The organism is Aliivibrio sp. 1S175, from assembly GCF_001690985.1.
Taxonomy (GTDB): Bacteria; Pseudomonadota; Gammaproteobacteria; order Enterobacterales; family Vibrionaceae; genus Aliivibrio.
The window spans coordinates 99,878-119,227 of record NZ_MAJS01000090.1; the positions used below are offsets into that span (position 1 = coordinate 99,878).

The 19,350-nt window shown below is 39.2% G+C and carries 17 protein-coding genes; 8 read left to right on the plus strand and 9 right to left on the minus strand.

Annotation, left to right across the window (positions count from 1 at the left end):
• Nucleotide 1: 1 nt before the first annotated feature.
• Complete coding sequence (gene nirD, locus A6E06_RS18890) at nt 2-334, minus strand: nitrite reductase small subunit NirD (RefSeq protein ID WP_065592768.1); 333 nt, start codon at nt 332-334, stop codon at nt 2-4.
• A 23-nt stretch (nt 335-357) separates the two neighbouring features.
• Nucleotides 358-2,916, minus strand: coding sequence for a nitrite reductase large subunit NirB (nirB, locus tag A6E06_RS18895; protein WP_065592767.1), 2,559 nt, complete (start codon nt 2,914-2,916; stop codon nt 358-360).
• Nucleotides 2,917-3,300: 384 nt separating this feature from the next.
• Here nirB and A6E06_RS18900 point away from each other — a divergent pair, with 384 nt between their 5' ends.
• Nucleotides 3,301-5,787, plus strand: coding sequence for a molybdopterin oxidoreductase family protein (locus tag A6E06_RS18900; RefSeq protein ID WP_065592766.1), 2,487 nt, complete (start codon nt 3,301-3,303; stop codon nt 5,785-5,787).
• A 103-nt stretch (nt 5,788-5,890) separates the two neighbouring features.
• On the opposite strand, the gene astB is transcribed toward A6E06_RS18900, so the two are convergent.
• Nucleotides 5,891-7,225 carry an N-succinylarginine dihydrolase gene (gene astB / locus A6E06_RS18905; protein WP_065592765.1) on the minus strand — a complete coding sequence of 445 codons (1,335 nt, stop codon included), beginning with the start codon at nt 7,223-7,225 and terminating at the stop codon, nt 5,891-5,893.
• Between the two features lie 347 nt (nt 7,226-7,572).
• Between astB and A6E06_RS18910 the strand changes: the two genes are divergently transcribed.
• On the plus strand, nt 7,573-8,757 hold the full coding sequence (locus A6E06_RS18910) for a putative manganese transporter (protein WP_065592764.1): 1,185 nt from the start codon (nt 7,573-7,575) through the stop codon (nt 8,755-8,757).
• 111 nt (nt 8,758-8,868) lie between these two features.
• Here A6E06_RS18910 and yghU read toward each other — a convergent pair whose 3' ends face one another.
• Together yghU and A6E06_RS18920 are read right to left on the minus strand one after the other, a co-directional pair.
• The gene (yghU, locus tag A6E06_RS18915) at nt 8,869-9,729 is read right to left on the minus strand and encodes a glutathione-dependent disulfide-bond oxidoreductase (protein WP_065592763.1); all 861 of its coding nucleotides are present in this window, start codon (nt 9,727-9,729) and stop codon (nt 8,869-8,871) included.
• Between the two features lie 53 nt (nt 9,730-9,782).
• Nucleotides 9,783-10,400 carry a DsbA family protein gene (locus tag A6E06_RS18920; protein ID WP_065592762.1) on the minus strand — a complete coding sequence of 206 codons (618 nt, stop codon included), beginning with the start codon at nt 10,398-10,400 and terminating at the stop codon, nt 9,783-9,785.
• A gap of 152 nt (nt 10,401-10,552) precedes the next feature.
• Here A6E06_RS18920 and A6E06_RS18925 point away from each other — a divergent pair, with 152 nt between their 5' ends.
• Nucleotides 10,553-11,404, plus strand: a complete 852-nt coding sequence (locus A6E06_RS18925; protein ID WP_065592761.1) for an EamA family transporter — start codon at nt 10,553-10,555, stop codon at nt 11,402-11,404.
• Here A6E06_RS18925 and A6E06_RS18930 read toward each other — a convergent pair.
• Nucleotides 11,391-12,260 carry a GyrI-like domain-containing protein gene (locus A6E06_RS18930; RefSeq protein ID WP_065592760.1) on the minus strand — a complete coding sequence of 290 codons (870 nt, stop codon included), beginning with the start codon at nt 12,258-12,260 and terminating at the stop codon, nt 11,391-11,393. The genes A6E06_RS18925 and A6E06_RS18930 overlap by 14 nt on opposite strands.
• A 116-nt stretch (nt 12,261-12,376) precedes the next feature.
• On the opposite strand from A6E06_RS18930, the gene A6E06_RS18935 reads away from it, so the two are divergent.
• Nucleotides 12,377-13,531 (plus strand): PLP-dependent aminotransferase family protein, encoded by a 1,155-nt coding sequence (locus tag A6E06_RS18935; RefSeq protein WP_065592759.1) that lies wholly within the window; start codon nt 12,377-12,379, stop codon nt 13,529-13,531.
• A gap of 55 nt (nt 13,532-13,586) precedes the next feature.
• Nucleotides 13,587-14,711 carry a M14-type cytosolic carboxypeptidase gene (locus tag A6E06_RS18940; RefSeq protein WP_065592758.1) on the plus strand — a complete coding sequence of 375 codons (1,125 nt, stop codon included), beginning with the start codon at nt 13,587-13,589 and terminating at the stop codon, nt 14,709-14,711.
• Nucleotides 14,712-14,801: 90 nt separating this feature from the next.
• Here A6E06_RS18940 and A6E06_RS18945 read toward each other — a convergent pair whose 3' ends face one another.
• Complete coding sequence (locus A6E06_RS18945; RefSeq protein WP_065592757.1) at nt 14,802-15,770, minus strand: hypothetical protein; 969 nt, start codon at nt 15,768-15,770, stop codon at nt 14,802-14,804.
• A 149-nt stretch (nt 15,771-15,919) separates the two neighbouring features.
• On the opposite strand from A6E06_RS18945, the gene A6E06_RS18950 reads away from it, so the two are divergent.
• The gene (locus A6E06_RS18950; protein WP_065592756.1) at nt 15,920-16,384 is read left to right on the plus strand and encodes an Lrp/AsnC family transcriptional regulator; all 465 of its coding nucleotides are present in this window, start codon (nt 15,920-15,922) and stop codon (nt 16,382-16,384) included.
• Between the two features lie 75 nt (nt 16,385-16,459).
• On the opposite strand, the gene A6E06_RS18955 is transcribed toward A6E06_RS18950, so the two are convergent.
• Nucleotides 16,460-17,119, minus strand: coding sequence for a hypothetical protein (locus tag A6E06_RS18955; protein ID WP_065592755.1), 660 nt, complete (start codon nt 17,117-17,119; stop codon nt 16,460-16,462).
• 83 nt (nt 17,120-17,202) lie between these two features.
• On the minus strand, nt 17,203-17,562 hold the full coding sequence (locus A6E06_RS18960) for a hypothetical protein (protein WP_065592754.1): 360 nt from the start codon (nt 17,560-17,562) through the stop codon (nt 17,203-17,205).
• 211 nt (nt 17,563-17,773) lie between these two features.
• Between A6E06_RS18960 and A6E06_RS18965 the strand changes: the two genes are divergently transcribed.
• Together A6E06_RS18965 and arsB are read left to right on the plus strand one after the other, a co-directional pair.
• On the plus strand, nt 17,774-18,115 hold the full coding sequence (locus tag A6E06_RS18965) for a helix-turn-helix transcriptional regulator (protein WP_065592753.1): 342 nt from the start codon (nt 17,774-17,776) through the stop codon (nt 18,113-18,115).
• Nucleotides 18,116-18,288: 173 nt separating this feature from the next.
• On the plus strand, nt 18,289-19,332 hold the full coding sequence (gene arsB / locus A6E06_RS18970) for an ACR3 family arsenite efflux transporter (protein WP_065592752.1): 1,044 nt from the start codon (nt 18,289-18,291) through the stop codon (nt 19,330-19,332).
• Nucleotides 19,333-19,350 lie beyond the last annotated feature (18 nt).

Sequence of the window (19,350 nt, forward strand, 5' to 3'; positions counted from 1 at the left end):
TTTAATGAACTAGCTTAATTTGTACTTGGTTATCTGAAATACGCACAGGGTAAGTTGTTAATGTCACTTCCGGTAATTCAATGCAAACCCCTGTTTCTAAATGAAAATGATGCTTGTAAAGTGGTGATGATATATAGGGTTCGCCTTCTAGAGAGCCCATCATGCCTCTTGATATTACATTGGCTTTTCCAATAGGGTCATAATTTGATAGCGCATATAAACGTTCACTTCGTTTGCAATAAAACACTGCCACTTGTTGGTCGAGTACTTTAGCACATGCCCCCAATTGCGGCGTTAATTCATTCTTGTTGCATACCGTGATCCAATCACTCATAAATCCGTCCTTATTTTAGCTAACTAAACGTTGTTTGTTTCAATCATTTTTTCGTGCTTTCTCAAGCCTTCTTCTAATTCAGGCAGCCCTTTTTTAGGGAACTTCTGCTCGCGCTGTTTTACAAACTCCACCCCATCATCCGTCTCTTTACTATTGATAAAATGTTGGAATCGTTTTAGTTTTTCAGGATCTTCAATCGTAGTTTTCCATTCACATTGGTATTGAGCGATGTTGTGCTCCATCTCTGCCTCTAGGGTTTCGCCAAGATTAAGAGAATCATCCACAATGACCGATCGTAAATACTCTAAGCCTCCTTCTAAGTTCTCTAGCCAAACAGAAGTACGTTGCAAGCGATCAGCGGTACGAATATAAAACATTAATAATCGGTCGATGTATTGCACTAAGGTAGCTTCATCTAAATCGGTAACAAACAAGTCCCCATGACGTGGTCGCATTCCACCGTTGCCGCACACATATAAGTTCCAGCCTCTGTCTGTAGCAATAATACCAATGTCTTTCGATTGGGCTTCTGCGCATTCACGAGTACACCCTGATACGGCAAATTTTATTTTATGAGGAGATCGTAAGCCTTTGTAACGATTCTCTATTTTTATTGCTAAACCAACACTGTCATTCACTCCATACCGACACCATGTGCTGCCAACGCAAGACTTAACCGTTCGCACTGATTTCCCATAAGCGTGACCCGTTTCAAAGCCTGCATCTATCAATTTTCGCCAAATAATAGGTAATTCGCTAACATGAGCGCCAAACAAATCCACGCGTTGTCCACCAGTGATCTTGGTGTATAAACCAAACTCTTTGGCGACTTCCCCCAACACAATTAATTTGTCAGGGGTAATTTCCCCCCCAGCAATACGTGGGACCACTGAATACGTACCGTCTTTTTGCATGTTACCAAGGTAGATATCATTGGTGTCTTGCAGTTCTGCAAGGTTATCTTCAAGTACGTAATCATTCCAAAATGAGGCTAAAATAGAGCCAATGGTAGGCTTACAGGTAATACAGCCTAAACCAGAACCGTGACTCTCTAATATCTCATCAAATGTTTTGATTTTATTGATACGAATAATGTCGGCCATTTCTTGTCGAGAGTAAGAAAAATGTTCACATAAATGGTTATTAACCTCGACACCTAGTTGGCTCAATTCACTGTCTAATACTTGTTTTGCTAACGCTGAACACCCACCACAACCGGTTGATGCATTGGTGCTTTCTTTTAGCATTGTCATACTGGTGCAGCCAGAAGAAACCGCTTGTTTTATATCGCCTTTCGTCACATCAAAACACGAACAAATGACAGCAGTATCAGGCAAGGCTTCTACTCCCATTCCCGCAGATTCATCGTCTTTCACATTGGGTAAGATTAAGACCGAAGGTTGTGCAGGTAATGGCATGTCGTTTTGCTTAATTTGCAGTAATGTCCCATAGGCATCCGCATCTCCAACCAATACAGCACCAACAATTTTTTTACCGTCTTTTGAGATGATTAGTCGCTTATACACTTGCTCAATTTCATCATGATAAGTGTACGACTGTGCGCCTTCTGTTTTTCCATGAACATCGCCGATACTGGCGACATCAACGCCTAATAACTTCAGTTTGGTGCTCATATCTGCACCAGCGAATTCTACTGCTTCTCCTAAAATATGGTTAGCTGCGACTTTTGCCATTTGGTAACCCGGTGCCACTAACCCAAAAATCTGTTGCTGCCACAATGCACATTCACCAATCGCATAAATACGGTCAACCGAGGTTTGACATTGGTTATTAATGACAATGCCGCCACGCTCTCCTAATTGAATATTGGTCTCTTTGGCTAACCCATCTTGTGGACGAATACCGGCAGAAAACACAATCATATCGGTTTCTAAATGAGATCCATCTGCAAAATTCATACGATAACGAGACTCTTCACCAGTCACTATTTCTGTTGTCGCCTTCTCTGTGTGAACCGCAACGCCTAGCCCTTCAATTTTACGGCGTAATAACGCGCCACCACCATCATCTAACTGCACCGCCATTAAGCGTGGTGCAAACTCGACAACGTGTGTTTCTAGCCCTAAATTCTTAACCGCATTCGCCGCTTCTAACCCTAATAAACCACCACCAATAACCACGCCTTTTTTACTCTTCTTACTCGACGCTTCTATTGCGTCTAAATCATCAAGAGTTCGATAAACATGGCAATGTTCTTGGTTATTTCCAGGGATGGGGGGAACAAAAGGAAACGAGCCAGTAGCTAGTACCAATGTGTCATACGGTTCTGTTCGTCCACTCTCCGTAATCACCTGTTTGTTCTCAACATCAATGACGGTTACTTTTTCATTTAAAACAAAACTAACGCCATTTTCTTGATAATACGTATCGGTTGTTAACGCCAAATCCTCAGCTGTTTTGCCTGTTAAATATGACGTTAATTGCACACGGTCATACGCTAATCGAGACTCATCAGAGAAGGTAATGATTTCGTTATTTTCTTGCCCAGAAGCAAGTAACGTCTCGATGAATTTGTGACCCACCATGCCGTTTCCTACCACTACAATCCGTTGCTTTCTCATCGGCCTATCCTTTGTAAAATGTATAAACACATTCAGCAAGGAGAGTGCCAACTAATGACAACACAATTAATAAAAGTAAATTTAATTAATATAAACAATGAGATAAAACCAATCACTCCTATATAGAAAGAAAAAAACAACATTATAAATAGTAGAAATTAATAATAAATGTACTGTTGTGGTGCATTTTTAACTAAAACAGTGCAATTGTTTATTCTTTCTCATTTACATCAATTAATCCTAAAAAATAAAATCTGAACAAACATTTGTAAGTTACTGATTTAAAATTATTTATTCACTTTAAAATCTTTATTGTTAACGTATTAAATAATGGTTCATATTTTGCTCTATTTTTATTAAGCTAAAATTATTAAGGATTGGATAATGAGCAATGAAAAATGGATAAAAACGACCTGTGCCTATTGTGGTGTAGGCTGTGGCATTGATGCGATTCCGACTTCTGATGGCAAATTAGAGATACGAGGGGATAAAACTCATCCTTCCAATTTTGGACGATTATGCACTAAAGGCGCCGCATTAGGCGAGACGGTTGGCACTGAAGGTCGTCTGCTTTATCCAATGATCCGCCATGATAAAAAACAAACAAGAAAGCGCACTCCTTGGACAGACGTAACACAACATATTGCTGATAAATTTCAAAAAACCATAGATGAAAACGGGCCAGATTCTGTCGCTTTTTATGTCTCAGGCCAATTATTAACAGAAGATTATTACGTCGCCAATAAGTTGATGAAAGGATTTATAGGCAGTGCCAATATCGACAGTAACTCACGCCTTTGCATGGCATCGAGTGTGGTTGGTCATAAACGTGCTTTTGGCAGCGATACCGTTCCAATCTGCTATGAAGACATCGAACACGCCGAGGCCGTGATCATTACAGGATCAAACCTCGCATGGTGCCACCCTGTTTTATTTCAACGTTTACGCGCAGCCAAACAATCAAACCCAGATTTAATCGTTATTGTTATTGATCCAAGAAGAACTGAAACCTGTGATATTGCCGATCACCATTTAGCAATAAAATCGGGATCTGATGTCGCCTTATTTAATGGCTTATTGACTCATATTTCAGAGAATACACAACTTAATCACGAATACATTGAACAGCATACCACAGGGTTTGATGCGGCTTTAACGTTAGCAAAAAAAGAACATAGCATTGTTGATGTTACTGGTTTAAAAGAACATGAACTCACTGAATTTTATGATATTTTTACGAAAAACAAAAAAATACTGACCATTTATTCTCAAGGAGTCAATCAATCTTCTCAAGGATCAGATAAAGTTAATTCGATAATCAATTGCCATTTGGCGATGGGGAAAATTGGCTATCAAGGGTGTGGGCCTTTTTCGATCACAGGGCAACCCAATGCAATGGGGGGACGTGAAGTGGGTGGCTTAGCAAATACACTTGCAGCACACATGGAATTTAATAATCCCAAGCACCATCAGCTTATCTCCGATTTCTGGAAAACCGATACCTTAGCAACAAAAGAAGGCTTAAAAGCCATAGACTTGTTTGATGCGATGGCAGAAGGAAAAATCAAAGCCGTATGGATAATGGCAACGAACCCTGTGGTGAGCTTACCTAATAGTAAAAAAATAATGACGGCGTTAGAAAAGTGCCCATTGGTTGTCGTGTCCGATTGTATGGATAATACCGATACCATGGCTTTTGCCGATGTGGTTCTTCCCGCCCAAGGATGGAGTGAAAAATCAGGCACAGTAACCAATTCAGAACGCAGAATCTCACGTCAACGTCGGATTTTACCAAGCCCAGGAGAGGCCAAGCCGGATTGGTGGATAATCTCTCAAGTTGCTCAGAATATGGGATTTGAAACCGCGTTTACTTATCGTCATGAAGGCGAAATATTTAAAGAATATGCTCAAATGACGACACTAGGACAGGACAAGCAGCCAAGAGATTTACACTTACTTGGGTTAACTACTCTGGATGATAAAGGATACAGCGAGTTGACTCCTCAACAATGGCCAGTATTAGAACAGCAACCAAATATACAAGAAAAAGCAGATATACAACACATACGGTTGTTTTCAGACGCGCAGTTCTTTACTCCAGATAAACGAGCACGATTTGTACCGATAAGCTATTCATCGCCTCAGCATGCCACTTCTATGAGCTATCCTTTACTGCTAAATACAGGTCGTATTCGTGATCATTGGCATACCATGAGTCGCACTGGATTATCTGAAACCTTAGCTTCTCACACAGCGGAACCTTTTGTGCAAATCCACCCTAAAACCGCCATTGAGTATCAACTTGAAAACAACCATATAGCTGAAATTTACAATGTAAACAGCGCAATTCAAGCTCGCGTCTGTGTTACCGAAGAGATAAGCGAAAACTCACTGTTTATTCCTATTCACTGGAACAGCGCGACCGCACAAAACAGTAAACCTTGTTTGTTGATTAACGATGTCGTAGACCCCGACTCAGGTCAGCCAGAATTTAAGCATACCCCAGTAAATATTAAACAATGGCACTACAACAGTGAAGCCTTGTTTATCACACCTCATAAAATAGAAATGGATAATATTGAGTATTGGGTATGCGAAAAAACTAATGGGGGGTACTTATATAGAATTGCCAGTAAACAAAATACCATGGCGCTTATTATTCAACTCTCCTCTCTGCTCGATAACATAAATAAAGAGAGTAAATTAACCTCAGAGTTAACTCATGAATACCGACACGCTATCATCAGTAATACCAAATTACATTCTGCTTTTGTTGTCAGTGAAAAAACCACTAATGCACAAAAAACATGGTTATTTAATCTCTATCAACATAATGAAAAAGATAACATTAAAACCATGTTTTCATCATAATTAACGGTGTAAGCGCCATACAATGTCCATCAATATCAATAAAAATGGCTTCGATTTTATGGAATATCGAAGCCATTGGCGTATTTTAAAGACTTACGTAATGTTATTTCTGGAACGGATACACAGAGCCAAGCTGCATGATCTGCGTTAACTCATCGAGTGCAGCACGTGATTCTAATAGCAATTGAGGATCCGCAAGATCTTTGTCTTCAATACGATCACGATAGTGTTTATCCGCCCACGCATTCAACGTTGAAAATAACATATCATTCATTAATGTCTGCTGGTTTACAGCCTTCTGTTCAGCTTGATTCAATACGACACGTAAACGAAGGCAGGCTGGGCCGCCCCCATTTTGCATACTCTGTTTTAAATCAAAGGTATGTAGCTCATCAATGCCACGTTTTTGCTCTACAAGCTCGTTTAAATAAGCCCACACTCTTGGGTTCTCACGACAATGTTGTGGAAGAATGATCAAGGTTGTACCATTCGGCTTTGTTATTAATTGGCTATTAAACAAATACGTTTCTACTGCATCTTGAAGCGACACTTCATCAGTTGGCACTTCAATAACATTAAAGCCAGAACCATAAGAAGCACTTAACTCAGATTTCACTTGTTCTTGATTCAAAAACGCTTGTTGATGACAAAATAACGTATTCTTATTACCGACAGCAATAACGTCGTTATGGAAAACCCCTTGGTCGATAACGTCTGGGTTCTGTTGTGCAAAGACCGTAAATTGCTCACGTAGACCATGCGTTCGTGCAATCGCCTCACTCGCTTCTAATGTTTGTCTCGCAGGGTATTTTTTAGGTGCTGGGTAACGGTCATTAAATGCACTCTTACCAAATACAAAAAACTCGACACCTTGCTCGCCGTACTCATTACAAAAACGTGTATGATTCGCTGCGCCTTCATCGCCAAAGTAATCACTGTGTGGCAAGGCTTCGTGATGTGAGAAGTGTTTTTCATCTGCGAACGTGGCTTTTAGAATATTGCCGGTCACTTCATCTTCAATTGAGCGATGAAATTTATTAATGAGATTTGCAGGCGTAAAGTGAACTTTGCCATCCGTCGTATCCGCACTTGGGGATACGGTCGCTGCGTTTGCTGTCCACATACTTGATGCCGAGCTACAAGCCGCGAGTAACTGAGGAGAATATTGATGTGATTGTTGCAATACATTAGCGTCTGACCCAGAAAAGCCTAAACGGCGTAACGTAGCAATATCAGGACGTTCTTGAGGCGCTAATACCCCTTGAACAAACCCCATATCATACAGGGCTTTCATTTTTTCTAAGCCTTGCTTCACCGCTTGCTTTGGGTTTGAAGCACCCGATTTATTATTTTTAGAGGCAATATTTCCAACCGATAAACCACTGTAGTTATGCGTTGGTCCAACAAGACCATCAAAGTTCGCTTCAACTGCTTTCATATATTCCCTCATAATTGTTCTGTGTTTTTTCTTGGCTTACCTATAATAAAAAGTAATCGTCCAATTCACTCTATTGAGTTTGATTGTTCAAGATACTAGCAAATCTAATTCATTCGGCAGCATTTAATCTCATCAAACAAGCGCACAATCACAACTTTTATTTAACATTTATTCGCTTTTAATTAACTATTCTCTGTAATTAAATAACTATGCAGCTTTTTCTTCTCTTTTAAAATAAGAAACAAAAAACACATATCAATAGGTAATTCCTATTAAAATGATTGTTGATAATAATTCTCATTTACATATACTAATAATCATTCGCATTTACTGATGGCTTTATAATTATGATGACTACTAATTCATTTTCACAATCGTTCTCGTTTTCGCAGTTCTCACTGCAACACAAGCGTCTATTATTGCCTATTACATTACTCGCGTTAGTCGCGGCAGAAACAACACGCACCATCACTGTCACGACTCTTTCTGATGCATTTTGGGCAGTTTCTACTTATGTGGCCTTCACGTTGGTCATTTATCATTACCTATCTAATATTATGGGTAAAACCAACCGCATTACGGCCTTATATAATAAATCTCGTACCAACCAAGTTGTTTTCTCTTCTTTACTTGGTGCATTACCGGGCTGTGGCGGCGCCATCGTTGTTACCACGCAATACATTAGTGGCAAAGTAGGCTTTGGGTCAGTGGTTGCTGTTTTAACGGCTACCATGGGTGATGCGGCTTTCTTATTGATTGCTGCACAACCTAAAGTCGGATTTGGTGTGATGGCGTTAGGTGTGGTTGTGGGTGCCGTATCTGGCATCATCGTAAACGCCCTGCATAAAGACGACTTTTTACGCCCAGAAGCAAAAGAAATGGTAGAACCTAAGCGTGATATTCCTTGCTTACAAGTTAAAGCGATTAATCTACAAGGTGCATTTTGGAAGTGGGTATTGGTTCCTGCGACTGTCGTTGCGGTGTTAGGCTCTTTCCAAGTTGATATCAACCAATTGCTTCATGTTCCTGAGCACACGATTGAGTGGATTGGCGCTGCGTTAGCCATTGGTAGTATGTTGTTATGGTCATTAACCAAAGAGATCGGCGATTATCAATCAACAGTTTCTGAAGACAATAAATGTGTGACTTCTCATCCTATTCAAAAAGCAGCGCAAGACACTAACTTTGTTTCAGCTTGGGTGATTGTGGCTTTCTTAATTTTTGAACTGACTACCTATTTCTCAGGTGTCGATTTACACACCGTATTCTTAGGTTACGGTATGTGGATGCCTTTAATTGGTTTAGCGATTGGTTTATTACCGGGCTGTGGTCCTCAAATATTAGTCACGAGTCTGTACCTATCTGGTGCAATGCCGATGTCTGCACAGCTTTCAAATGCAATTTCAAATGATGGCGATGCACTTTTCCCAGCGATTGCATTAGCACCAAAAGCGGCAATGGTCGCGACCTTCTACTCAGCAGTCCCTGCCTTTGTGGTTGGTTATGGTTACTACTTCTTATTTGAAATGTAACCACCTTACTGATTCATTTAGATAGAGTAGTTAACTAAATAAGTGCGAATAAAAAACAAAGGCGACAGTATTCAACTGTCGCCTTTTTTGATCTAAACATCGTCACTATGATTATTTTGGCTTCTTGTTTAACACCACATCAATATCCGCAGCACTATGACGCTCCGGCACTTGCTCCCACTCTTCACCCCAAGAACGGTTTACAATTTTCCCTCGTTGAACGCCTTCTCTTGCATCAAGCATTTTTGCCCAACGCACTACATTGGTATAGCCCTCTACTTGCAAGAACTCAGCCGCATCATACAAGTTACCTAGCACTAGGTTGCCATACCACGGCCAAATCGCCATGTCTGCAATGCTGTACTCTTCACCTGCAACATACGTATTCGTCGCTAGTTGTTTATCAAGAACGTCTAATTGGCGTTTCGCTTCCATTGAAAAGCGGTTAATTGGGTATTCCTGCTTTTCATCAGCATACGCGTAAAAATGACCAAATCCCCCCCCTAAAAATGGGGCAGAGCCTTGCGCCCAAAATAACCAATTAAACGTTTGTATTCTTGCACTGCCTTCTTTTGGTAAAAAGTGACCGAATTTTTCAGCTAAATGAACCAAGATAGAAGCCGATTCAAAAACATGAACTTCAGGATCAATCGAATGATCCACTAACGCTGGAATTTTTGAATTTGGATTTGCATCAACAAACCCTGATGAGAATTGCTCACTTTCTCCAATATTAATCAGATACGCATCGTATTCAGCCTCTTTCACTCCCAATGCTAATAACTCTTCTAAAAGAATCGTTACCTTTTGTCCATTAGGCGTGGCAAGGGAGTAAAGCTGTAAAGCATGCTCCCCAATAGGAAGATTTTTCTCATATCTTGCACCAGATTCAGGGCTATTTATATTAGCCCACTTATTGCCACCATTAGTGTCATTAACCCAAATTTTTGGAGGAGTATAATCTGTGGTCATTATGGTTCCTTATCCACTGAGGAAATCGAAAATTTATTATTTTCTAGCATTAATCATAGACGACTTTTTAGTAAAGCAACGGTTCCTTCTGATTTTTCATAATCAATTGGCATTTCAGTAAACTCACCGTCCTTTTTAAGAAATAAGGAAGGGAAGCCATTACTGCCTATCGATCGAGTAAATGCAATTTCATCTAATAACATTTGGTGGGTATCTGGCGATAATAACGCCAATTCAAAGCGTTCCATGTTTAACCCAATATTACGGGCACATTCGAGTAAAACCTCGTTATCACTTGGGTTTTTGGCATTCAAATAATACGCTTGTTGAATAGCTTCAAGCATTGATAATTCTGCCCCTTGCTCACGAGCAGCAATTGCCGCGCGACAAGATGGATAGGTTGAACGACGAGGGGTGTTATCTTCCCAAAAATCATGGTTAAACTCAGTGCCTAGATAGTTTTCTATTTTCTGCCAGTAGGAGGCAATTTGAGTTTGCATTGCTTTAGGCATTGGTTCGTTAGAATCTGGAGCTAACCCACCAAGGACATACACGATATCAATATCACCAGACACCGTTTTTTTTACTTTATCCCAGGTTGGTTTATAGCCCCAACACCATGAACACATTGGGTCATATACGTAATAGAGTGTTGCTTTTTCTTCTGACATAATTTAATCCCTTTATATTAATATCAGCAATCGTTACTTTCATCATATGGGATGCATAACTTAATAGCAAAATTTCAAATAAGGGCATAGAATCAGCGCCACCGCAACTGTGCGTAATTATTGCTCTATTATTGATTTTAAAAAGGTTCTTTATGTATACATTTTTTGGGGCTTTAGCTTTTATGATATGGGGGTTGGTCCCTATCTACTTTCATCAATTAGGTGAGATGAGCCCTGCATTAATTCTGTCTAACCGTATCTTTTGGTCTGCCATTATTTTAATCGTTGTATTCTGCTTAAAACCGAATTTATTAGATAAAGCGCAATGTAGCGTTAGAAATATTTCTCTCGCTTTTGTAGCGGGTATTCTAATGAATTTATCATGGCTTGGTTTTGTTTATGCCACCATCACCAATAACATCATGGCCGCATCATTAGCATTTTACATTACCCCTGTTTTCGTCTTCTTTATGGGCTTTGCCTTTTTTAAAGAGACTCTAGGATCACCACAAAAAATTGCTTTATTTTTAATGGTATTCGCTATTATCAGTTATGTATATTTAGATAAGCAATTACCTGTTTTGAGCTTGGCAATTTCACTCTCTTTTGCAAGTTATATTGCGATGAAAAAATTAATGAAATTTAATACATTTGGGGCAGTTTTTTTTGAACACATCATTTTTGCACCACTTGCTTTATGGTATATCTTGACGCATTCAGAAGGGCTTAGTGTTATTAATTGGGCAACATTAATGGGTTCTGCCCCATTACAATTAATTCCTATTTTATTATTAAGTATATCTATACTTAAAACACCATTAAGTAAGATAAGTTTACTTCAATATATTGAGCCTACTTTCCATCTTGCTTTGGCAGTGTGGATTTATCATGAGCCCATTTCAAACGGTCAAAAATGTGCCTTAATTATTGTTATCATCTCAATCATGGTATCAAGCATTAAAATAAGAAAAACAGATAATCACAATCTGGCTAGTAAAAACTAATCGGCAAATAGAAATCCAATTCAAACATTTCTTCATCATTTAGAAAATGATTTCGGTGATAACGAACATACGCCGGCGTTGATCTCAATTTAAAACCTGACGCCGGTAACCATTTTTCTAATACCGTACTAATTTGTGGTAATAATTGGCCATAGACACCATACAATCGAAATACCGCATGCAACCCTCCTGGAATGACCATTTGGTTTACCACACCACGATATTTCAGCGGTTTATCAATCGCAATACACGCCACATATCGACACTTATCTAGATTAATCCATGCTGGATTTGAATGGTGTAAACCAAACTGAGTTGAGAAGTCACGGTTTTCTGAATTTGCCCACGCTTTTAATACTAACCATGCATTTCGGATAGAACGGTTATAACCATCGTGCCTCACATAAGCCGCTAATAATTCTGAAACCTCTGTAATTTTGGGTTGGGGCAACACCCTATCCGCCACACTTAAATACCCGTCAGCAATTTCTGGATCTTTCAAATACGGTTTATCTGATATTTGTAAATCATGCTTACGCCACTCTCCCGGAGACATATCAAAGGTTGATTTGAACGCTCGACTAAATGAAGACAGTGAACTAAATCCACATGTATTCGCAATATCCAAAACGGTCGATTTCGTATCAAACATTAGCTGATTAGCTGCATATTCCATGCGTGTTCGACGAATATACTGATGAATAGACTCCCCAACCACTTGTTTAAAGATGCGATGAAAATGCTGTTCAGAGTAAGCGGCAACTTCAGCTAAGTCTTTTGCTGCAAGTTCTTGGCTTATGTCTTGATGAATATAAAACAAGACGTCATTAATTCTTGATATGTGTTGTTGGCTCATAAATTCAAAATAGCATAAATGGACATATTTATAAGCATAAACGGACAAACAAAGTTAATCAACGCCTTGTAGTATCAAGAGATAAAATAAATACGTTAATTTTACTGGGAACATATATGGAAATAGCTCATTCACTGCAACAAATCCAATCGTCTTACATTCGAGAGATTTTAGCGGCAGCCACGGACAAGAATGTCATTTCACTTGCAGGTGGATTACCTGATGAAAAGACGTTCCCAATTGATTTAATGAAACCGACATTAGAAAGCCTATCTGATATGCCAGAAGTCTTTCAATACGGAGCAACAGCAGGTTATGGGCCACTGTTAGAATTACTAACGGAAAGCTACCAATTACCAGACACGCATATGCCGATGATCTGTACGGGTTCTCAGCAAGGTCTAGATCTTATTGCACGAGCTTATGTGAACCCAAATGATACCGTAGTAATGGAAGCGCCGAGCTACCTTGGCGCTATGCAAGTATTTGGGTTGGTTCAAGCCAATATTGCAACCGTATCTCAAACAGATTTTGGCCCTAATCTTGAAGAGCTAGAGCAATGCTTTATTCAAGATTCACCAAAAATGTTCTATGCCGTGCCTGATTTCCACAATCCAACGGGTGTATGTTGGTCATTAGAAACACGCAAAAAAGTGGCTGAACTGTGTATTCAATACAAGGTCGCCTTCATTGAAGATGCGCCGTACCGAGAACTTCGATTTACTGGTGAAGCGCTTCCAATGGTGTCAACCTTCTGCCCAGACGATTCTATTGTGCTGCGTTCATTCTCAAAAATTGCCTCTCCGGGTTTACGTATCGGTGCGGTAACAGGTAAGAAAAGTTATTTAGAACCACTGATTAAAGTAAAACAAGGCGCTGATTTGCATTCAAGCGTACCAATGCAAGCACTACTGGTTGGTTTATTAAAACACGCTGATTTTGGTCTGCACATGGAACAGATTCAAGCATTGTATAAAACTCGTTATGATGTTTTATTCGCAGAGCTGCAAAAGCAATTGCCTGAAACCTGCGTACTAAACCCTGTTGATGGCGGTATGTTTATTTGGTTATCTCTTCCAGATTGCGATACCTTTGCCCTAGCTAAAACATTAATAGCCAATGGCGTTGCGGTGGTTCCAAGCCCTGTTTTTTATCCAAAACCTGAAGGCGCACCGTCAGCACTACGTTTAAATTTTACTAATGCTAATGCTGAAGAATTAGTTGAAGCGGTAAGCCGTTTAGCTAAAGTATTAAATGAGACCTTAAATTAGTCCTCTTCAATTACAAACTAATGGTCATCATCTTTATAATTTGAGTAGTATATAAATGAAAATATTCAGTAATTTTGAAAGTGGTAATATCCATGTAGTCGCGGCAAATACGCCAGATGATATCCAATTAACTATCCCTGCCGATAATCAAACTGAGATCGCTCAATGGTTTCACTTTCGCCTAGAAAGCCAACCTCAACAGCAGCATTCATTTAAGATCTTAGGGTTGGCAAATTCTGCTTACCCTGAAGGCTGGCAAGATTATGATGTTGTCGCATCTTATGATCGTGAAGAATGGTTCCGCATTCCAACAGAATTTGATGGTGATACGCTTAGCTTTAATGTGATGCCAGAGTACCGTTCAATGTACTTCGCGTACTTTGCACCTTACTCGTACGATCGCCACCAAGATTTATTGCACGGTGCACAAACGCATCACAGCTGCCAATTAGAAACTCTGGGCGTTACGTTAGACAATAATGATATTAGTATTCTGACTATCGGTGAACCTGCTGAAGGTAAGAAAAATATCTGGATCACAGGACGTCAACACCCAGGCGAAACAATGGCTGAATGGTTCATTGAAGGTCTATTATCTCGTTTATTAGATGAAACTGACACCGTTGGCCGTGCCCTACTGGATAGCGCAGTATTCCACATTGTTCCTAACATGAACCCAGATGGCAGTATCCGTGGACACTTGCGTACTAATGCGATTGGCGTGAACTTAAACCGTGAATGGCAAACGCCGTCAATGGAAAGATCTCCTGAAGTATTCTTAGTTCGTGAACGTATGTTAGCTACCGGCGTGGATATGTTTTTAGACATTCACGGTGATGAAGCAATTCCATACAACTTCGTGGCTGGTGGTGAAGGTATTCCTTCTTACAATGACCGCATTGCGAAACTAGAAACTACGTTCAAACAAGCTCTATTGGTTATCACTCCTGAATTCCAAGACGAGATTGGTTACGATAAAGACGCACCGGGTACTGCAAATTTAACGGTTGGTTCTAACTGGGTGGGTGAGCAATTCAACTGTCTTTCTTATACTGTTGAAATGCCATTTAAAGATCACATTAGCCACGCGGATGAGCTGTATGGTTGGTCTCCTGAGCGAAGCGTTGCCTTTGGTCAAGACGTATTAGCTGCCGTTTGGGCAACCGTTGGCGAGCTTTAATTAGCCACTAACATCCCCAGACCGACAGGTTATAAAATGAAAAAAGCCGATCTTATGATCGGCTTTTTTGTGTCCTAATCATTTTCTACCTTAATGAGATAACGCGACGTTACGATAGAAATATTTTTCACACAATTGAGGACTTAATCTTCTCACACCCGCAGCAATGGCTGATATAACCACCACAGAAAAGACTAATCTTCCCCAAAAAATCGTATTAAAATCCGCACCGATTAATAGGATCAATAACGTATCTTCTATTAAGCTGTGCAGTAAATTGAGCAACATAATGGCAGTAAACACGTCTCTTGCAGGTATATGTCCCGTTTTTGCTTCATTAATCAATAATCCCCCACCAAACGACAATCCTAATGTAATGCCAATAATAGTTAAGTTGGTTGCCTCTTTACTTATCCCTAATATTTTCAAAAAAGGCCTTAATAAAACGGCCATCAGTTTTTCAATTCCAAGTAATTTCAGAACTTTCAACGTAAACAACAACCCAGAAATAACCCCAAAAATAACGCCGAAGTTTTTAATTTGCCCGATCCCCCATGCCAGATAACTCGTATCGGTTACTGGATCCGGCTGCCATAAGGTCACTGCAGGTTGGTTAAGATAATCACCTGTTTGATATGTTTGGTGAAGTAACCAAGCAAGTACAAAACTACCTCCAATTCTTATGAGTAAGGTCATGGATAAATTCACCCCTGCTTTTTTCGCTATCGCCGCTTCAATCGGTAACGAGTGGGCTAACAGCATCATGCTGCCCAATATAGAGACTTGAGCCACACTTAATGGCATATCGGTATTAATAAACACGATTAGCCCACCATAAATATTGGTTAATAGCGTCGTTGCCCATACTAAGCCCATTTCCTTTGGCAAACCGACCGTTTCCATTAAAGGACTTAATAAGTTACTAAGGAGTACGATCCCTCCCATCTCTTCCACTATTTTAATAAGAATAATGATTGGTATCATAATCTTAAACAGTGTCCATGTTACGTTAATAATATCTTGAAAGAGCGTTTTGAAAAAATTAAGAAAAGGAGTCATATCACGTCCATATGTGAATGTAAGAAGACTCTATTCTACCAACTTAATCGTGACGTATATTTCAAAATCAGCCATAAAAAGTACAATTAATTTCTTACTTTAATTATACTGAAAAATATTAAGTGTAAAAAATAGAGTTATAAGAAATTATGGAATTAGACAGAATTGATCGTAATATCTTAGTTCGTTTACAAAAAAATAATCGAATTCCTAATGTTGAATTAGCCGATCTTGTCGGTCTATCGGCTCCTGCTTGTTTGAAGCGCATTAAAAGATTACGCGACAATAACGTAATTATTGGGGATGTCTCCCTCGTTAACCCTGAATTAGCAGGAAAGAAATTGACCTTCTTAGTCTCTGTAGAAATGGAGCGAGATCGAGGTGATATATATCAAAATTTCCGTCAATCAATGAAGGCTGCACCAGAAGTGACCCAATGTTATCAAATATCTGGTAACTACGATTTCATGTTAATCATCATAGTTAAAGACATACAAGCCTACGAACACTTTGTAGAGCGCGTGCTTCATACCGATTTGAACATTCGTAAATTTCATACGTCCATCTCATTAAGAACCATCAAATTCTCTACAGAAATTCAAATCACAGAATAGATAACACATAAGTTTGATAGAAAAACAAAAAAGCCGATCGAATAATCAGCTTCTTTATTACTTCTCATTTGCTATTTATTGTTGCACTTTAGATTGGATCTCTGTACCTGCTTCTCTTAATAAATTAAACGGTGATAAAATCACGCCTTTTACCGCGCCTTGAGTCGCTTGCTGAGAAAGTTCTTCGGTCTTATCAATAATCTGATCCGCCTTGATCATTATAGGTGGGACTTCTTTACGTAATCTTTCCGACTCTTTGATTACCGCAGGAATGGTCGTTACCCGGTACCCCTTACTCTCTACAAACGCTTTAGGGAAAACTTGCTCACGATAATGTTTTAATTCTACCAAAGCCGCCGGCACTGTCTTGTCATTGACCGCGTTCATTACCGTAATAACATCAGGCAAAGATTCAGTGCGAATGGATTTTACTTCATTAAGAATAAGAGGGATTTTACTGTCTAGCGAGGCGGCGGTTAGGTTTACATCACCCACCGTATTTTTAACTTCATTAACTAAAGTGAGAACTTGAGGCGTCAGTTCCTCAATATGCTTTGCTAATAACAACCATTGTTCTATTTCAAGTTTCTCCGCGGTTTTATGAACTTCTTTCATTAACTCAGGGTAGCGATCAACAACCGTATTGATTGAATGCGTAAAAGAGTAAATAGTGTAGCCCAAGTAGAAAATTGAAATCGCCAATAAAGCTTGCACTGCCATTGCTAATCTAGCCATAAGTATTGCCTATAAAATAAGTTACATGACTTACCTTACGTCACTTATAAAAATAAATACAACTAGTTATAAAAAATTAATGACTACACTAACGCTAATAAGATACCGCCGACAGTAAGCGCAGCTGAAACGTATTGACCGGCAGAATAAGAAGAATCATTTTCCTCTTCGATTGTATCCGGATGATCAATACCTAGTGCACCATGAGCAAATGATTCTACTTGCTCTGTCACGTCTGTATTTTGTTGTTTTTTAAATTGATTATCTCGCTCAATTTCTTGTAGTGCATACAATAAAGCTTTTCCTTCATTAGATAATGATACTTGGTTATCTTGAACCTTAATTGTATTTATTGATGAGGTAGATACAGGGACTGAACTCAAATTCGCAATAGATCTTGAATAAGGATTTGCCATTGAATGAGTTGAAATTCCATTTAACATTTATCTACCCTACAAAATGATTATTTATCTAAATACTGTATCGGTCGTTATATGAAAAACTTGTGTGAACTTCACTATTTATTGATTAAATTTTGAACTTAATCACGATTCTACTGAAACGAATTTTATTTTTCGGTACGCATTACTTGACCTTCTTTTTTAATCAGACTATTATCAATCGTAATTTAACGATTAACTTAATAAGCAGATAATGACAACTCAATGCCAACCGACAGATAAATGCACTTTTTCAAGTTCTGGTCACGACCTAGAGCAAGAAAAAGAGTTTGCAGCCTTAGCGAAAGCCTTAGCGCACCCTGCCCGTGTTCGTATTTTAAAAATCTTATCGACATTAGAGAAATCAGGTGGCTGCTTAAACAGTGACTTAGTGTCTGAGTTAGGATTGGCTCAATCAACGGTATCCGAGCATTTAAGAGTGTTAAAACAAGCAGGTTTTATCACTGCTGAATCAATACCACCAAAAATGTGTTACCGAATTAATCGAGAATGCATTGCGCAATTTGATCAATTAATGAATCAAATTTTAATGTAATTTCTAATCATTAAAAATTCAAACATCATCACGTTACTTATTTAACGCCTATAATTAGTATGAATGAGAACGTGATTATTTTTAGTTATATCAATCGTAATTCGACGATATTCGATTGATGCGCACTATTTACGAAACTAATCATTTATTAGATAAAACCGTAAGGAGGTTTTATGCAACCTAAGCTCAGTTTTCTTGACCGATACTTAACACTATGGATTTTTCTAGCGATGGCTATCGGCGTTCTTATTGGCGTTCAGTTTCCTCAAGTTGCTGAATGGAATGAATCTATGTCGGTCGGCACAACCAACATACCTTTAGCCATTGGTTTGATTTTAATGATGTACCCACCACTGGCGAAAGTGAATTACAATTTACTTGGCCCTGTCATGAAAGACAAAAAAGCCATTACTCTTTCACTTATTATGAATTGGATTGTCGGACCTATTCTGATGTTCATTCTTGCGCTGACATTCTTAGGCGATCATCCTGGTTATATGGTGGGTATCATCCTTATTGGCTTGGCTCGCTGTATTGCAATGGTATTAGTTTGGAACGACATTGGCGGGGGTAATAAAGAGTATGGTGCGGCATTAGTTGCCATTAACTCTGCATTCCAAATCGTCACTTACAGTGCAATGGCGTGGTTGTTTATCAGCGTTCTACCACCGATCTTTGGCTATGAAAGTATGGTTGTTGATATCTCAATGATGGATATTGCACACAGTGTACTTATCTATTTGGGTATCCCTTTCCTTGCTGGTTTCTTAAGCCGTAAGATCTTAGTCTCACAAAAAGGCGAAGAATGGTACAACACGGTTTTCATTCCGAAAATCTCACCTATCACCTTGATTGCTCTATTGGGTACGATTGTTCTGATGTTTAGCTTAAAAGGTGAAATGATCCTTGAGCTACCAATGGATGTGGTTCGCATTGCCATTCCACTGACGATCTACTTTGTATTAATGTTTTTCTCTAGCTTCTTTATCGGTAAGAAAATAGGGATCCCTTATGATAAAAATGCATCTATCGCATTCACTTCAACGGGCAATAACTTTGAGTTAGCCATTGCGGTATCTATTGCGGTATTTGGTTTGAATTCAGACCAAGCATTTGCAGGCGTTATTGGGCCTCTAATCGAAGTACCCGTATTAATTGCCTTAGTAAATGTCGCATTGAGATTGAAAAGTACATATAAAGTGAAAGCAGTGGCTTAGTTTTAAGTTAAATTACCA

Bases quoted from the DNA above. Each gene is read 5' to 3' on its own strand.
- A6E06_RS18940 (WP_065592758.1), top strand. From the start codon at position 13,587: ATGAAAATATTCAGTAATTTTGAAAGTGGTAATATCCATGTAGTCGCG.
- A6E06_RS18955 (WP_065592755.1), bottom strand. From the start codon at position 17,119: ATGGCTAGATTAGCAATGGCAGTGCAAGCTTTATTGGCGATTTCAATT.
- A6E06_RS18945 (WP_065592757.1), bottom strand. From the start codon at position 15,770: ATGACTCCTTTTCTTAATTTTTTCAAAACGCTCTTTCAAGATATTATT.
- astB (WP_065592765.1), bottom strand. From the start codon at position 7,225: ATGAAAGCAGTTGAAGCGAACTTTGATGGTCTTGTTGGACCAACGCAT.
- A6E06_RS18960 (WP_065592754.1), bottom strand. From the start codon at position 17,562: ATGTTAAATGGAATTTCAACTCATTCAATGGCAAATCCTTATTCAAGA.
- A6E06_RS18950 (WP_065592756.1), top strand. From the start codon at position 15,920: ATGGAATTAGACAGAATTGATCGTAATATCTTAGTTCGTTTACAAAAA.
- A6E06_RS18935 (WP_065592759.1), top strand. From the start codon at position 12,377: ATGGAAATAGCTCATTCACTGCAACAAATCCAATCGTCTTACATTCGA.
- arsB (WP_065592752.1), top strand. From the start codon at position 18,289: ATGCAACCTAAGCTCAGTTTTCTTGACCGATACTTAACACTATGGATT.
- A6E06_RS18930 (WP_065592760.1), bottom strand. From the start codon at position 12,260: ATGAGCCAACAACACATATCAAGAATTAATGACGTCTTGTTTTATATT.
- nirB (WP_065592767.1), bottom strand. From the start codon at position 2,916: ATGAGAAAGCAACGGATTGTAGTGGTAGGAAACGGCATGGTGGGTCAC.
- A6E06_RS18910 (WP_065592764.1), top strand. From the start codon at position 7,573: ATGATGACTACTAATTCATTTTCACAATCGTTCTCGTTTTCGCAGTTC.
- nirD (WP_065592768.1), bottom strand. From the start codon at position 334: ATGAGTGATTGGATCACGGTATGCAACAAGAATGAATTAACGCCGCAA.
- A6E06_RS18965 (WP_065592753.1), top strand. From the start codon at position 17,774: ATGACAACTCAATGCCAACCGACAGATAAATGCACTTTTTCAAGTTCT.
- A6E06_RS18920 (WP_065592762.1), bottom strand. From the start codon at position 10,400: ATGTCAGAAGAAAAAGCAACACTCTATTACGTATATGACCCAATGTGT.
- A6E06_RS18900 (WP_065592766.1), top strand. From the start codon at position 3,301: ATGAGCAATGAAAAATGGATAAAAACGACCTGTGCCTATTGTGGTGTA.
- yghU (WP_065592763.1), bottom strand. From the start codon at position 9,729: ATGACCACAGATTATACTCCTCCAAAAATTTGGGTTAATGACACTAAT.
- A6E06_RS18925 (WP_065592761.1), top strand. From the start codon at position 10,553: ATGTATACATTTTTTGGGGCTTTAGCTTTTATGATATGGGGGTTGGTC.